Source organism: Rhizobium sp. SEMIA4064 (assembly GCF_003025035.1).
GTDB lineage: Bacteria > Pseudomonadota > Alphaproteobacteria > Rhizobiales > Rhizobiaceae > Rhizobium > Rhizobium paranaense.
Genome location: NZ_PYJN01000005.1, coordinates 199,079 through 214,171, shown reverse-complemented (window position 1 = coordinate 214,171; position 15,093 = coordinate 199,079). Strand labels below are relative to the sequence as shown.

At 59.8% G+C, this 15,093-nt stretch carries 15 protein-coding genes; 8 read left to right on the top strand and 7 right to left on the bottom strand.

Annotated features, from left to right (window positions below; translation table 11 throughout):
• Nucleotides 1–103 precede the first annotated feature (103 nt).
• Nucleotides 104–766, top strand: a complete 663-nt coding sequence (locus tag C9E91_RS02825; protein ID WP_107106846.1) for an EF-hand domain-containing protein — start codon at nucleotides 104–106, stop codon at nucleotides 764–766.
• A gap of 71 nt (nucleotides 767–837) precedes the next feature.
• Here the strand turns inward: C9E91_RS02825 and C9E91_RS02820 are convergent, their stop codons facing one another.
• Nucleotides 838–1,710, bottom strand: coding sequence for an LOG family protein (locus C9E91_RS02820; RefSeq protein WP_107106845.1), 873 nt, complete (start codon nucleotides 1,708–1,710; stop codon nucleotides 838–840).
• Between the two features lie 211 nt (nucleotides 1,711–1,921).
• Between C9E91_RS02820 and dapD the strand changes: the two genes are divergently transcribed.
• The 4 genes from dapD to C9E91_RS02800 all read left to right on the top strand — a co-directional run bounded on the left by dapD (nucleotide 1,922) and on the right by C9E91_RS02800 (nucleotide 5,283).
• Nucleotides 1,922–2,779, top strand: a complete 858-nt coding sequence (gene dapD / locus C9E91_RS02815) for a 2,3,4,5-tetrahydropyridine-2,6-dicarboxylate N-succinyltransferase (protein ID WP_107106844.1) — start codon at nucleotides 1,922–1,924, stop codon at nucleotides 2,777–2,779.
• A gap of 159 nt (nucleotides 2,780–2,938) precedes the next feature.
• Complete coding sequence (dapE, locus tag C9E91_RS02810) at nucleotides 2,939–4,132, top strand: succinyl-diaminopimelate desuccinylase (protein WP_107106843.1); 1,194 nt, start codon at nucleotides 2,939–2,941, stop codon at nucleotides 4,130–4,132.
• Complete coding sequence (locus C9E91_RS02805) at nucleotides 4,119–4,718, top strand: hypothetical protein (protein WP_107106842.1); 600 nt, start codon at nucleotides 4,119–4,121, stop codon at nucleotides 4,716–4,718. The genes dapE and C9E91_RS02805 overlap by 14 nt, the downstream gene beginning before the upstream one ends.
• A 142-nt stretch (nucleotides 4,719–4,860) precedes the next feature.
• Complete coding sequence (locus C9E91_RS02800; RefSeq protein WP_107106841.1) at nucleotides 4,861–5,283, top strand: GNAT family N-acetyltransferase; 423 nt, start codon at nucleotides 4,861–4,863, stop codon at nucleotides 5,281–5,283.
• A 658-nt stretch (nucleotides 5,284–5,941) separates the two neighbouring features.
• On the opposite strand, the gene truA is transcribed toward C9E91_RS02800, so the two are convergent.
• The 5 genes from truA to def all read right to left on the bottom strand — a co-directional run bounded on the left by truA (nucleotide 5,942) and on the right by def (nucleotide 9,041).
• Entirely contained in the window at nucleotides 5,942–6,733 is a 792-nt protein-coding gene (gene truA / locus C9E91_RS02795; protein ID WP_107106840.1) for a tRNA pseudouridine(38-40) synthase TruA, read from the bottom strand.
• Nucleotides 6,733–7,680 (bottom strand): methionyl-tRNA formyltransferase, encoded by a 948-nt coding sequence (fmt, locus tag C9E91_RS02790; RefSeq protein WP_107106839.1) that lies wholly within the window; start codon nucleotides 7,678–7,680, stop codon nucleotides 6,733–6,735. Before fmt ends, truA begins: the two co-directional genes overlap by 1 nt.
• A 78-nt stretch (nucleotides 7,681–7,758) precedes the next feature.
• Nucleotides 7,759–8,178, bottom strand: a complete 420-nt coding sequence (locus C9E91_RS02785; RefSeq protein ID WP_107106838.1) for a type II toxin-antitoxin system VapC family toxin — start codon at nucleotides 8,176–8,178, stop codon at nucleotides 7,759–7,761.
• Nucleotides 8,179–8,199: 21 nt separating this feature from the next.
• Nucleotides 8,200–8,460, bottom strand: coding sequence for a FitA-like ribbon-helix-helix domain-containing protein (locus C9E91_RS02780; protein ID WP_107106837.1), 261 nt, complete (start codon nucleotides 8,458–8,460; stop codon nucleotides 8,200–8,202).
• A gap of 65 nt (nucleotides 8,461–8,525) precedes the next feature.
• Nucleotides 8,526–9,041, bottom strand: a complete 516-nt coding sequence (gene def / locus C9E91_RS02775; RefSeq protein WP_107106836.1) for a peptide deformylase — start codon at nucleotides 9,039–9,041, stop codon at nucleotides 8,526–8,528.
• A 184-nt stretch (nucleotides 9,042–9,225) separates the two neighbouring features.
• Here def and C9E91_RS02770 point away from each other — a divergent pair, with 184 nt between their 5' ends.
• The 3 genes from C9E91_RS02770 to C9E91_RS02760 all read left to right on the top strand — a co-directional run bounded on the left by C9E91_RS02770 (nucleotide 9,226) and on the right by C9E91_RS02760 (nucleotide 14,057).
• Nucleotides 9,226–10,422 carry a DNA recombination protein RmuC gene (locus tag C9E91_RS02770; protein ID WP_107106835.1) on the top strand — a complete coding sequence of 399 codons (1,197 nt, stop codon included), beginning with the start codon at nucleotides 9,226–9,228 and terminating at the stop codon, nucleotides 10,420–10,422.
• A gap of 204 nt (nucleotides 10,423–10,626) precedes the next feature.
• A complete protein-coding gene (locus tag C9E91_RS02765) occupies nucleotides 10,627–11,526 on the top strand; it encodes a ribokinase (protein WP_107106834.1) in 900 nt (299 codons plus the stop codon).
• Nucleotides 11,527–11,714: 188 nt separating this feature from the next.
• Nucleotides 11,715–14,057: a methyl-accepting chemotaxis protein gene (locus C9E91_RS02760; RefSeq protein ID WP_107107041.1), complete on the top strand. Its 2,343-nt coding sequence runs from the start codon at nucleotides 11,715–11,717 to the stop codon at nucleotides 14,055–14,057.
• A 72-nt stretch (nucleotides 14,058–14,129) separates the two neighbouring features.
• On the opposite strand, the gene C9E91_RS02755 is transcribed toward C9E91_RS02760, so the two are convergent.
• Nucleotides 14,130–15,074, bottom strand: coding sequence for a nucleoside hydrolase (locus C9E91_RS02755; protein WP_107106833.1), 945 nt, complete (start codon nucleotides 15,072–15,074; stop codon nucleotides 14,130–14,132).
• Between the last annotated feature and the right edge of the window lie 19 nt (nucleotides 15,075–15,093).

Here is a 15,093-nt window from a genome sequence, read left to right as displayed (position 1 = left end):
GGATCGGGTTACGAAAGTTTCATCCGCCTTACCGATGTTTAATTGGCCGTTTTTTGCCCTCAGCCGTATCGTTTGACCATTCTTCAGCACGAAAGGAAAAACGATGAACGGGAAAAAAATTCTTCTGGCAGGACTTTCCGCAACGCTTCTGGTCGGCGCCGCCGTCCAGGCAAGTTTTGCCGCTCCGCAGGGCAATGACGACATGCGCGGCCACGGCGGTCGCTGGCATCACCCGGGCTTTTCACCGGAAGTCGCCTATGTGCGCATGCTGAAGCAATTCGACACCAATGGCGACATGAAGATTTCCAAGGACGAGCTCAAGGCCGGTGTCGACAAGATCTTCGATGAGATCGACACGAACAAGGACGGCGAGATCACCCCCGGTGAACTGCGCGCCTATCGCCAGGAACGCGTCAAGCAGTGGAAGGCCGAGCACGCCAAGGACGGCGACGATCAAGCTCAAGCTCAAGCTGATCAAGGCAAGGGTGACCAGGGCAAGGGCGATCAGACCCAAGGCGATCAAGCCCAAAACGGCGACAATCAGGATGGCGGCAAACATCACGGTCACCACCCGCGCGGCCACTTCATGCACGAAGCCGCTATGATGCGCACCACCCTGTTGTTCCAGCGTATCGATACGGATGAAAACGGTCAGATCAGCAAGCAGGAGGCCGAAGACGCCGGCAACAAGCTCTTCGACCGCATGGACCGCAACCATGACGGCGTGATCTCGCTGGACGACATGCCGAACCGTCCGCTGCTCTGACTATTCGATTGGGTATAATTTCTTAGGACAAAGAGGCCCGCCTCGCAGATGCGACGGCGGGCCTTTCAATTTTAATGTCCGTTGTCGTGCTCGTAGAAATCCGCGACGATCTTCCAGGCGTCATCGGCGGTGTCGACGAAGCTGATCAGCTTGACGTCGTCGGGCGCGATGGTGCCGAATTCGGCGAGCGCATCGAAGTTGATGATATCACGCCAGAATTTTTCGCCGAAAAGGATCAGCGGCAGGCGTTCCATGCGGCCGGTCTGTATGAGGGTCAAGCATTCGAACAGCTCGTCCAGCGTGCCAAAACCACCCGGAAACACCGCAATCGCCTTGGCGCGCACCATGAAATGCATCTTGCGGATCGCGAAATAATGGAAATTGAAGCTGAGTTCCGGCGTCACGTAGACGTTCGGCGCCTGTTCGTGCGGCAGCACGATGTTGAGGCCGATGGAGGGCGCCCCCTCTTCCGAAGCACCGCGATTGCCGGCCTCCATGACGCCGGGGCCGCCGCCGGTGACCACCACATATTCATGGAAATCGAAACCGGCGGAATAGCGCGCGCAAAGCCTCGCGAATTTACGGGCTTCCTCGTAATAAACCGATGCCGCTTCGAGATTGGCCCGCTGCACCTCGTTGCGGGCCGCCCAGGCGCTAGTGCCGGGCGCGGGAATACGCGCGCCGCCGAACATGACCACCGTCGATTTGATGCCGCGTTCGGTGAGAGACATCTCGGTCTTCAAAAGTTCGAGCTGCAGCCGGATCGGCCGCAGTTCCTCGCGGCAGAGGAAATCCTCGTCGGCATAGGCGAGCCGGTAGGACGGCGACATGGATTGCGGCGTCTTCGGTACGGATTCGGCGCGTTTCTTGTCGGTCGAGCTCGACTTCAAAGGGTCCCATACCCCATCCTTGCGCCTCAGCCTGCCGTTCTTCGCCTTGCTCATATACTCATGCCTTTCAAATCGATCATGACGGGCCACTCACCCGCGGAGAGGAATGGCCAAGCTCTTGCATATGCCCTACAACGCCTCGAATCCAAGCTCAATCGGCGCGGAAAAGACATTCCATTCTCAATGTCCATGCTATAGGACCAATCGACCGCTTCCGGACCATTTCCGGAAATTACGATAGGCACTGACGTTTTAAGGAATTCCCATGAGCGCTAACGATCTCGCCTCCCTCGAGAAGTCCATCGAGGCTGCCTTCGACAATCGCGACAATGTGAACACGTCGACGCGCGGCGAAGTTCGCGACGCCGTCGAGACGGCGCTGAATCTTCTCGACAGCGGCAAAGTCCGCGTGGCTGAGCGTGGTTCGGACGGCAATTGGACGGTCAACCAGTGGCTCAAGAAAGCCGTGCTGCTGTCCTTCCGCCTGAACGATATGCAGATCGTCGAAGGCGGTTCGGGCGGCTCGACCTGGTGGGACAAGGTGCCCTCGAAGTTCGAAGGCTGGGGCGAGAACCGCTTCCGTGAAGCTGGCTTCCGCGCCGTGCCGAACGCCGTCGTCCGCCGCTCGGCCTACATCGCCCCGAACGCCATCCTGATGCCCTCCTTCGTCAATCTCGGCGCCTATGTCGGCGAAGGCACCATGGTCGACACCTGGGCGACCGTCGGCTCCTGCGCACAGATCGGCAAGCATGTGCATCTTTCGGGCGGCGTCGGCATCGGCGGCGTGCTGGAGCCGATGCAGGCCGGCCCGACGATCATCGAAGACAATTGCTTCATCGGCGCGCGCTCGGAAGTCGTCGAAGGCTGCATCGTTCGCGAAGGCTCGGTGCTCGGCATGGGCGTCTTCATCGGCAAGTCCACGAAGATCGTCGATCGCGCTACCGGCGAGATCACCTATGGCGAAGTACCGCCCTACTCGGTCGTCGTTGCCGGTTCGCTGCCGAGCGGCAACACCATGGCGAACGGCCAGCCGGCTCCCAGCCTCTACTGCGCCGTGATCGTCAAGCGCGTCGATGAAAAGACCCGCTCGAAGACCGGCATCAACGAGTTGCTGCGCGACTGATTTACAATTTTTTTGGAAGCGCGGTTGTCATATCGCGCTTCCCTCATGCTTGTCGGGTGAGCATGCCTGTGCGATTGCTGGAATCGCGGCAAAGATTTTCGGCCTATCGCCGATCCTTTGCCATCGCTTTGCCATTTCTCGCCGGATAAGTTGCCTCCAATGACCGTTACCGATCCCGTCACAAACCTGCAAACTCTCATTCGCTGTGCCTCCGTCACGCCTGCCGAAGGTGGTGCGCTGACCGCTCTGACCGATATGCTGCTGCCACTCGGCTTCCAGGTCGAACGCATGACGGCGAGCGAGCCGGGAACGCCCGATATCGAAAACCTTTATGCCCGCCTCGGCACCGATGGTCCGCATCTGATGTTTGCCGGGCACACGGATGTCGTGCCGGTCGGCGATGCCGCTTCCTGGAGCCATCCGCCCTTTGCCGCCGAAATCGCCGATGGCGAGCTTTTCGGCCGCGGTGCTGTCGATATGAAGGGCGGCATTGCCTGCTTCGTGGCCGCTGTGGCGCGTCATATCGAGAAGCATGGCAAGCCTGCCGGCTCGGTCTCCTTCCTGATCACCGGCGACGAGGAAGGCCCGTCCATCAACGGCACGATCAAGCTGCTGCAATGGGCGGCCGAGCGCGGCGAGACATGGGATGCGTCGCTCGTCGGCGAGCCGACCAATCCCGACCAGCTCGGCGATATGATCAAGATTGGCCGTCGCGGCTCGATCTCCGGCTTCATCACCGTCCACGGCGTCCAGGGCCATGCCGCCTATCCGCACCTCGCCGACAACCCCGTGCGCAGCATCATCAAGCTGACGGAAGCACTGCTCCACCCGCCTTTCGACGCCGGCACGGATAATTTCCAGCCGTCGAACCTCGAAGTGACGACGATCGACGTCGGCAATGCCGCCACCAATGTCATCCCCGCCAAGGCGAAGGCCGCCTTCAACATCCGCTTCAACGACACCTGGACGGCCGACACGCTGAAGGCCGAAATCCTTGCCCGCCTGGACGCTGCGGCCGTAGATGAGACGCTTCGGCCCGGACGTTCGCCGACGAAATACGACATCACCTGGTCGGAGCGTCCGAGCCAAGTCTTCCTGACGCGCAACAATGCGCTGATCGCCTCGCTTTCTTCCGCCGTCGAAAACATCACCGGTCTAAGGCCGGCGCTTTCGACCACCGGCGGTACCTCGGATGCCCGCTACATCAAGGATTATTGCCCTGTCGTGGAGTTCGGTCTTGTCGGCCAGACCATGCACATGGTCGATGAGCGGGTGGCGCTATCGGATCTCGAAACCCTGACCGAGATCTACGAGACCTTCCTTCAACGCTGGTTTGCGAATGCCGACCTTTAGGGAAGTCCAATACTATCTGGCAGGCCTGTGGCTGCTGATCCGCATGGACGCGCGCGGCTTCCAATATCTCGATATATCAGATCGCGGCATGTTGCGGTCGTTCTGGGCGATCCTCTGGAGCCTGCCGGCCATCGGCATTTCGTGGCTCTGGTGGCAACAGGCCTATCTCACCGCCATGCCGCCGGAAACCTCGACCGGCATGGCCTTCTTCTTTCGCCTGACGCTGGTCGAGGCAGCAAGCTGGCTGGCGCCGTTGATACTCGCCGGCGTATTGCTGATGATCTTTCGTTTCGGCGACAAATTCGAGGCCATCGTCGTAGTGGTCAACTGGCTCGGCTTGCCGACATCCTATCTGAATTCCCTGCTGATTGCGCTGCTCGCCTTCGTGCCCGGCTCCAGCGGCCTGGCGGCCATCCTATGGCTGGCATTGATGATGGCGATCATCTTCTCACTGGCGCGTATTCTCCGGATGATCTGCGGCACGCATCCGCTTTTCGTCGGCGCGCTGACGCTGATACTGCTGATCCCGACCATGCTGCTGACGGATTTCCTGCAGCGCTTCCTTGGCGTCTATCCGCCGGGTTGAGCGATTAGGCACCTCTGACAAAGTGCTCCGTCATGTGCCTTGCGGTTCAGAAGAAGATTTCCTATCGGAATTTAGCTTCCGCAGATAGCAGAAGCGATTGTAGTATTTGGGCGAGAGTCTTTTCCAAAGGGAATTATGAAGCATGCCAAAGGCTACCATCGCAATTCTCGACAATCCGTCGGAGGAAGATCACCAGGCGATAGTCAATCCGTTGCTCGCCTTCAACAATGCCCAAACCGGCGATGACGGATATGAGCAGATCGCAATTATGCTCAAAAACGAAGCAGGCAGCGCCGTAGGTGGCCTGTGGGCTAAACTCTACTACGACTGGCTTTTCGTAGAGTTGCTTTTCGTTCCCGAGAACCTCCGTGGCGAAGATTTCGGAACGAAGCTTCTCGCGCAGGCAGAACAGATCGCGCGACAAAAGACCTGCGTCGGCATCTGGCTGGACACGTTCAGCTTCCAAGCTCCGGGCTTTTACGAAAAGAACGGTTATGAGCGGTTCGGGACTTTGGAAGACTATCCGAAAGGGCGGGCGCGCATCTTTTTTCGTAAGGTCTTCTGAACCGGCGAACCGAGACAGACGGCTGGATGCGCTGGGCGAAGGACGCCATTTACGTCTCGTCGCGGTAAAATATTGATGTGTTATATCGCGACATTTTCAATTATGATGAATGTGCGAAATATAAACCATATGTTAACCGCAATCCTAATGTATTTCTACAGTAGATGGTCATTAACGCATTCCAGTTTATTGTAGCTCGTCTGCATGATGCAGCGATAAATTAGAGAGCTATGATATGCTTGATCTGCCAAAAATGATGCAATTACTATTGTTTGCAGCTTTGATTATTTTATTTTTCCGCTGGGTGGTTGAGGACATGAACAGGTGACGCTCTGTTGCACCTGAGGATCTCAGTGCCGCGATAACCTGCTCCCCCCACAGTCTGCTACTCAAGTCGAGTCCCTCCCATATTGGCATGGCGTTTGACCAGACCGCGATGTGCGGCCACATTTGGTGTGGACGCAATTCGTGGCAATGGCGCGCTTGTGTTCAATTTCGGTGGCGCAGCTCAGACACTGAGTGTGTCGATTGACGGAGGCGGCCGCCGCCCGATGGGCAGGTTGCCGCTCTCGGGGCTGAGGAGAGGGTGGAATCGACGCAGAAATGTTGTCGAAGGATCGTGTCGTCGCTGACAGGCATCCCGAGCCGTCCAACGAGGCTAGGAATCGTCCTGTTCATCATCGGCGTCAACAGGTCCAACGCCGTCGCGATAATCCACCTGCATGAAATAGAGCCCATCCGGTGGAGCAACGGGGCCGCATGCCTTGCGGTCTCGCGCGTCCAGCGCAGCGCGCACGTCGTCCACAGTCCACTTTCCCTCACCTGCAAGCTTCAGCGTGCCGGCGAAGGAACGGATTTGATTGTGCAGGAAACTCTGCGCCGTCGCGCGGATTTCGATGAGCTCGCCATTGCGGGTCACATCCAGCCGGTCGAGCGTGCGCACCGGGCTATTGGCCTGGCAATGCACCGAACGGAAGGTGGTGAAATCGTGCCGGCCGACGAGCGTCTGCGCCGCCGCGTGCATGACCTCATGATCCATATCCTTCGGCACCCACCAGGCACGTCCGGCTTCCAATGCCAAGGGCGCGCGGCGGGTGATGATGCGATAAAGATAGTGGCGGCGGATGGCCGAAAAGCGTGCGTCGAAATGCGCATCGACCTCGGCGATATCGAGAATGGCGACTCGCTCTTTGGCAAGCCTCAGATGCGCATTGAGCGCATTGCGGAGCGTATAGGTCTTCCATTCCTTGGAGAGGTCGGCATGCATGACCTGACCCATGGCGTGGACGCCGGAATCGGTGCGTCCCGCGCCGCGGATCGAAACCTTCTCGCCCGTTAGAGACAGAATGGCGCCTTCAATCGCGCCCTGTACGGATGGGCCATTGTCCTGGCGCTGCCAACCGACATAGGGGATGCCGTCATATTCGACGGTCATGCGGTAGCGCGGCATCAGGCTAATCCCGCCGCCAACATCGTGCCCGGCGCAATCGGCGTGCCGCGCAGGAAATCGTCCGCCGTCAACGGCTTGCCGCCGGCCTTCTGCAGCTTCGTCAGCCTGATGGCACCGGTACCGCAGGCAATCACGAGATCACTGCTCAGCACCTCGCCGGCCACGCCTTTGCCATCAGCAAGTTCGGAGCCAAGAACCTTGATGCGCTCCGCCCGACCGGCAATTTCAGCCTCGAACCAGGCACCGGGAAAGGGCGAGAGGCCGCGAATGTGATTGTGAACATCCGTAGCCGGCTTACTGAAATCGATGCGGGTCTCGCCCTTGTCGATCTTGGCGGCGTAGACGACGCCCTCGGCGGACTGTCCGGTCAACGGCAACTCATCATGCTCAAGCTTGCTCATCGCCTCGACGATCGCCTTGGCGCCGACCAGCATCAGCTTGTCATGCAACTCGCCCGCCGTCATCGTATCGCCGATCTCGACTTCTCGCGTGAGTGCAACCGGGCCGGTATCGAGGCCCTTGTCCATCTTCATCACCATCATGCCTGTCTTCTTGTCACCGGCCATGATCGCCCGCTGAATGGGCGCGGCACCCCGCCAACGCGGCAACAGCGAGGCATGGCCATTATAGCAGCCGAACCGGGTGCCCGTGAGGATCTCCTCTGGCAGCAGCAAGCCATAGGCGACAACAACGGCGACCTGAGCATCGAACTCGCGAAAACGCTGACGCTCTTCCGGGTCCTTGAAATTGACTGGCGTGAACACCGGCAGGCCCAGCAACTCCGCCGCCTGATGCACCGGCGATTTCTGCAGGTCGAGCCCTCGCCGGCCACCCGGCCGTGGCGGCTGCGTATAAACAGCGCGAATCCTATGCCCCGCATCGACCAGCGACCGCAATGTCGGCACGGAAAATTCGGGCGTTCCCATAAAGATGATGCTGAGCGACATGCGATCCGTCCGGCTAAGAGATATCTAGTTTGGCCTGATCCTGTCCAAAAACCGCTTCGCACTTTTTGGGATCATGCATCAGCCGCCTTCAAATGGGTTTACGAGCTTCAGATCAAGCCCCTCGAAGTCTTTTGTGTTCCGCGTTGCCAATGTCGCGCCATTGGCCAGGCAGATGGCGGCGATCATGGCGTCCTTGGTTTCCATTCTTCGACCTATCTTGTGGCGTCGAGCAGAAATTATTCCATATTGATGGGCCGCATTGCTTGAAAAGCCCAGAACACGGCCGGAAAACTCTGCTTCTATCGCTTCCAGCTCCGCGATCAACGCCGCCTTGCGCTTTCCATCAGCAAGGAGCTCCAGCCCGAAGCGAATCTCTCCGATGGTGATGGCGGTTAAGAAAACCGATTCGACGGCAAAACCATCAAGCCAAGACAATATGCGATCGCTGTACAGTCGCCCTTGCAGCTCGGATACGACATTTGTGTCCAGAACAATCATCTGGGATTATCCCGGCACAAACTATTCGAAACGCGGCGGTTCGCGATCCGGCGCGTGCCGAAAGGCATTGATTACCTCGATTTCTTCCTCGCTCAGCTTCTCTGCACCAAGAACCGCTCGCAATCGCTGACCTACTGAACTGTTCAAATCCTGCTGACGGCCAAGCGACTGGCGCAGCAGAGCGATCGCCTCCTCGGAGAGGCTTCGGCCATGCAGGCTGGCATTCGCTTGCAACTGCTTCTTCAACGCGTCGTCCAGGCCACGCAGTAAAAGATCGCCCATCCGCGCCTCCATTTGATATCAATGATATCATAGGCGCTTCAAGCCTGTCTTTCAACAGCCGCTGCTCAAAGAGCCTTCGACTTCGCAGCCTTGGTGAACTTCTTGATCACCATGTCGCGCTTTAGGCGCGAGATGTAGTCGATGAACAGGACGCCGTTCAGATGGTCGATCTCGTGCTGCAGGCAGGTAGCGAGCAGGCCGTCGGCCTCCACGACTTGTTCCTTGCCGTCGCGGTCGAGATGCTTGACGGTGACGCGGGCCGGACGCTCGACTTCGGCGTAGTAATCCGGAATGGAGAGACAGCCTTCCTCATAAACCGAACGCTCGTCGGAAGAGCTGACGATTTCGGGATTGATGAAGACCAGCGGCTGCTTGTCCTCGCCTTCGCGCGACACGTCGATCACCAACATCCGGCGGGCAACGCCGATCTGGATGGCAGCGAGGCCGATGCCTGGAGCATCATACATGGTTGCCAGCATATCGTCGGCAAGGCGTTGAACTTCGGTATCGACGCGCTCGATGGGCTTAGAGGCCTGGCGGAGCAACGGATCGGGCAAAATGATGAGTGGCTTGATCGTCATGAAGTTTCCCATAACGCATCTTGCTGTGCGATGGAATTATTTAGATGGCTGTTGACGGGTGTTTTTTCAACGCTTGCGACTTCAGGTCGACTATAGCTCCCTAAAATTTTGTTCACGTTTTGATCTGGATATTCCCTGCGGTTTTGTTATGGTGCCGGCACGAGTTCCACGAGTATCCGATATCATGTCCTTTATCCTCTTCGGCCAAGAGATCCCCGCAGTGCCGGTTCTGACCGGCCTCGTCATCCTGCTGCTGATCGCCGTCATCGTTCTTGTCATCAACAACAGAGGGCGACAGTCGGAGGAGGATATGCTGCGGGCCGAGGATGCCGAGCACAACATGGCGGCGCTGCTCCGGGCACAGGCGGAAATGCAGGGACGGCTTGCCACCATGGCCGAGGTCTTCGGTTCGCGGCAGGCGGAGTTCAACCATGCCATCAATCAACGGCTCGACGGCATGTCGCAGCGGGTGACGGCGACGATCGGCGAACAGACGCGCTCGACACATGAGAACCTGCGCCGCCTGCAGGAGCGGCTTGCCGTTATCGACGCCGCCCAGAGCAATATTCAGTCCCTGGCAAAGGATGTCGTCGGCCTGCAGGCAATCCTCTCCAACAAGCAGACGCGGGGCGCCTTCGGCCAGGCCCGCATGGAGACGATCATCGCGGACGGATTGCCGATGGGCGCCTATGCCTTCCAGCCAACGCTTTCCAACGGATCGCGGCCGGACTGCACCGTGCGCATGCCGAACGGCTCGCCGCCGCTGGTCATCGACGCCAAATTTCCGCTGGAAGCCTGGAACGCCATCCGCAACGCCGCGGCGGCAAATCCCGACCAGGGCAGGCTTGCCGCGCAGCAATTCCGCCGGGACCTCGAAGTGCATATTCGCGATATCGCGGAGAAATATCTCATTCAGGGGGAGACGCAGGATACGGCCTTCCTCTTCGTTCCCTCCGAATCAATCTTTGCCGAAATCCACGAGAATTTCGAAGCGATCGTGCAGAAGGCGCAGCGCTCGCGCATCGTCATCGTCTCGCCGTCCCTGCTGATGCTGTCGATCCAGGTCATCCAGGCAGTATTGAAGGACCAGCGCATGCGCGAGCAGGCGCATGTGATCCAGGGCGAAGTGGCCCAGCTCATGAACGATCTCTCCCGCCTCGACGAGCGGGTGCGCAAGCTGCAGGGGCATTTCGCCATGGCGCAGAAAGACGTCGACATGATCGTCACCTCCGCCGACAAGCTGGCACGCCGCGGCGAGAGGATAGAAGCGCTGGAATTCGAGGCCGCTGGCGAGCCGGCGAAGGCGCCCACCGAGGACCGGCCGAAACCAATCGACAACCGCACCGGCCAACTCAAGCTCAGGGTGGTTGACGAGGACTGATCGCTTCGGGCAGTGTCGCGCCAAATCAATGCATGATCCCCAAACGTATGAAACGGTTTTGGATGGGATCACGCGAGATCAACAAGAGCGGTTCAGCTTTTCACGGAATCTGAGAGCCGCTCTATCTTTTTTGTTTTTTGCAATTCCGGACGGAAAACCGCTGCGCACTTTTCCTGGAATTGCTCTAGCAGGGCGGGACATCTCATGATTACCATTTTCGGTTCCATCAATATGGACCTCATCGCCACTACCGACCGTCTGCCTAAGCCGGGCGAGACGGTGGCCGGTAACGGTTTTTCCACCGCCGCCGGCGGTAAGGGCGCCAATCAGGCATTGGCAGCGCGGCGCGCCGGCTCGACGGTGCGTTTGACCGGCGCTGTCGGCAATGATGGTTTCGCCGCGCCGGCACTTGCCCTGCTCGACGCCGCCGGCGCCGATCTCTCTACCGTCAGCCACGTTTCCGAGCCGACCGGCACCGCGCTGATCCTAGTCGGCGGCGACGGCGAAAACATGATCGCGGTCGTGCCCGGCGCCAACGGCACGATGACGGCCGAGCATGCGACCAAAGCCGTCAATGCGCTAAGCCCGGGCGATACGCTCATGCTGCAGTTCGAAATCCCCGTCGCAGCCGTCGAGGCGGCACTCGCTGCGGCAAAGGCCAAGGGCGTCCGCACCGTTCTCAATCTCGCCCCCCTCATTCCCGATGCCGCGCGGCTCGGGCGCCTTGCCGACATCGTCATCGCCAACGAGACGGAATTCGAGCGACTGGCGGGCCAGGAAAATATGTCGGCCAGCGACCGCGAGGCGGCGCTTGCCCGCCTGCACGCCGAAACAGGGCAGACGCTGATCGTCACGCTGGGCCCCGACGGAGTCATCGCCATCCGCAATGGTGAATTGTCGCGCGCCAAGGGCCTCGTCATCGAACCGGTCGATACCGTCGGCGCCGGCGACACCTTCTGCGGTTACCTGGCCGCCAGCCTCGACCAAGGTCTCGATTTTCACGCGGCGCTGCGCCGTGCGGCCGTTGCCGGTTCGCTGGCTTGCCTGAAGCCAGGCGCGCAGCCGGCCATCCCAATTGCGAGCAATGTCGCTGCGCATCTTTAAGACCTGCCATTCCTAGCCGCAAAATTTAATTAAATTTTTGCGCTTCACGATCATTCTCCTCACGCCTGCCGCGCATGGCTGTCTCGCAGCGGCAGGCGCTTTCACGGCGGGCCCCATGATGGGGTCATCCTGTGCTGACCTTGCATCCGGATAATGTGCATCCGACGCATCGTTCTCTCGAGGAAATGATGTCCATCTTTCGTATGAAATCGCTTGCGGCCAAGCTCATCTTGGTCACTGGGGTAGCGATTGCGCTGGTTCTGTTCGTCTCAAACTTCCTGCTGATTTCGCAGAACCGCGATCGCGTGCAAATGCTGACCATGGATCAGGCCAATAGCGAGGCCAAATCCATCTCCAATGAAATTGCCGCCAATGTCGGCGAGCTTGCCAGCGCCGCCCGTTCCATGGCGGCCATTATCGGGCGCGGCCACGAGGGCCATACGTTCGATCGCAAGGGCATCATCAATATCCTCAAGGCCAATGTCGAGCAGAACGCCTTCGCCTTCGGTAGCTGGTTCTGCGAAAAACTTGGCACGTTCGACGGCAAGACGACTGAACTTGCCAACAACAAGGACGAAGGCGTCAACGACAAGGGCGTGTTCACACCCTATTGGTCGAAGACCAAGGATGGCGGCATCCAGTTCTCCACCTTCGACAACGACTACACCGCCGCCTGGTGGAAGCTCGCCGCCGATAGCGGCAAGGGCGCGATCACGCCGCCATACCTGGCCGAAGGCACCGAAGTTCCGACAACCATGAGCTCGATCGCCTATCCCGTCATGTCCGGCGGCAAGGTGATCGGCGTCTCCGGCGTCGACATCTCGCTCGCTTCGCTCTCCATCAAGCTGCAGAACCTGCATCCCTTCGGCTCCGGCCGCGTCCTCCTGGTGTCCCAAGACAATAAGTGGCTGGTGGCGCCGAACAAGGACCTGCTGATGAAGGACTATAGCGGCGAGGGCGCCGACGCCATCAAGGCGGCATTGACCTCATCGAAGGCGGGTCTCGTGAAGAACCTTGCCGATGGCGACACGGAAGGCTTCGACCGCGTGGTCTATCCCTTCGCAGTGCCCGGCCTCAATGCCACCTGGGTCGTGCTCATTGACGTGCCTCACAGTGCGATTGCCGGACCGGTGCGCGAGCAAACCTATATGATGATCATCGGCGGCATCCTCGTGCTCGCTGCCGTCATGCTGGCGCTTTACGCCGCCGTACGCACCTTCGTGCAGAAGCCACTTGGCGGATTGGTCGCCACCGTCAATAGCCTCAGTGCCGGCAACTATGCCGAACCCGTGGAGGGGCAGGACCGCGCCGACGAGATCGGCTCGGTCGCCAAGGCGCTCGAAGGCTTCCGCTTCGCCCTTGCCGATACCAAGCGGCTGGAGGCTGAAGCCAACGACCAGCGTCGTGCCGCCGAAGGCGAACGTTACCGTTCAGAAGCGGAGCGGGGCGAAACCGTGGCGCTGCAGAGGCGCGTCGTCACCATTCTCGGCCAGAGCCTGGCCGAACTCTCCAAGGGCAATCTCAGCCACCGCATCGCGGAGGAATTCCCCGGCGAGTACGCTCAGTTGAAACAGGACTTCAATGCCGCGCTCGCCAGCCTGGAAGAGACGGTGCATACCGTGAACCTCAGCGTCGGCAATATCGGCGGCGGCACGGGCGAGATCAGCAACAGCGCCTCGGACCTTGCCCGCCGTACCGAGCAGCAGGCGGCAAGCCTGGAAGAAACCGCCGCTGCGCTCAACGAGCTCACGGCTCAGGTCAATTCCAGCGCCGAAAATGCCCGCACGGCTGCCAGCAGCGTCAACGCGGCATCCGATGATGCCGGACGCTCCGGCGAGATCGTGCAGAAGGCGATCGCTTCCATGCATGGCATCGAGCAGTCCTCGCAGGAAGTTTCACGCATCATCGGCGTGATCGACGAGATCGCTTTCCAGACCAACCTTCTCGCTCTGAATGCCGGTGTCGAAGCGGCCCGCGCCGGAGAAGCCGGCAAGGGCTTTGCCGTCGTGGCGCAGGAAGTGCGTGAACTGGCGCAACGGTCGGCCAATGCCGCCAAAGAGATCAAGACCCTGATCAACACCTCGGCCGGCCAGGTCAAGGAAGGCGTCGATCTCGTCGGCCGCACGGGCAGTGCGCTGCACAAGATCGCCGAGCAGGTGATGGAGATCAACGGCCTCATCCGCCAGATCTCGGCTTCCGCCAGCGAACAGGCGATCGGGCTGAAGGAAATCAACTCGGCCATGAACCAGATGGATCAGGTGACGCAGCAGAATGCCGCAATGGTGGAAGAAACCACCGCCGCCAGCGTGACGCTGAACGACGAGGCTCAAACGTTGAAATCGCTGGTCGCCCGCTTCCGCACGTCACGCAGTGGTCAGGATAATGCTACCGCACTGCGGGCTACCGCCCAGCAGATGCGCGCGCCTAGCCCTGCCCGCCGCGCCGCCCCTTCTGCTGCTCCGGCTCGCAAAGTGCAGCCGCAGACCCAGGGCGCGAATGCGCTGGCGCAGAGTGAATGGGAAGAATTCTGAGCCGACTAATGATAAACAGGAAAGGCCGCCGGAGCGATCCGGCGGCCTTTTCATTTTCATGCTGCAGCCAAATCAGATGCGTGTAAAACGCTCAGTCAGCAGCGCGAAGAAACCGTCTGAATCAACATGGCGCATGACCTTGGCGTTGTGCTTGCGGTCGGTGACATGCCACCAGTCGACAACGGTCATGCCGACGGTCAGTTCCGACGTCACCTCGATCTCGACATTGCAATCGCGGCCTTTGAAAAGCTCCGGCTTCAGAAGATAGGCGATGACGGTCGGGTCGTGCAGCGGACCGCCATCAGAGCCGTATTTTTCGATATCGAAACGTTCGAAGAATTCCAGCATCTCGACCATGGCCTTGGCCGGGGCGGAGCCTACGGCGGCGATCCGCGCCACGCGATCCTTGCGGGTCAGAAGCTGGTGCGTCACGTCGAGCGGCATCATCACGATCGGTACACCCGAACGGAAGACAACATCGGCGGCCTCGGGATCGACATAGATGTTGAATTCGGCAGCCGGCGTGATGTTACCGCCCTCAAAGAAGCCGCCGCCCATCATTACCAGCTCACGGACGCGGGCGATGATGTCTGGCGCCTTCTGGAAGGCGAGCGCGATATTGGTGAGCGGACCGAGCGTGCAGAGCGTGACCGCGCCCGCCGGCCCGTTTCTCAGGGTCTCCACGATGAAATCGACGGCATGGCCGGGCTGAAGCTCCATGGTCGGTTCCGGCACGTTGGGGCCGTCGAGGCCGGTTTTGCCGTGAACATGTTCAGCGGTGACCAGCTTGCGCTTGAGCGGCGCATCGGCACCGGCAAAAACCTTCACATCGCGGCGGTCGCAGAGCTCACAGACGATACGGGCATTGCGGCTCGTCAGACGCAGCGGCACATTGCCGGCGACCGTGGTGATGCCGAGCACGTCGATCTCCTCGCGGCTTCCGAAGGCGAGGAAAATCGCGGCAGCATCGTCCTGGCCGGGATCGGTATCGATGATAATTTTTCTGGGCTCGGTCATATCTGTCGCTTTCCTCCGG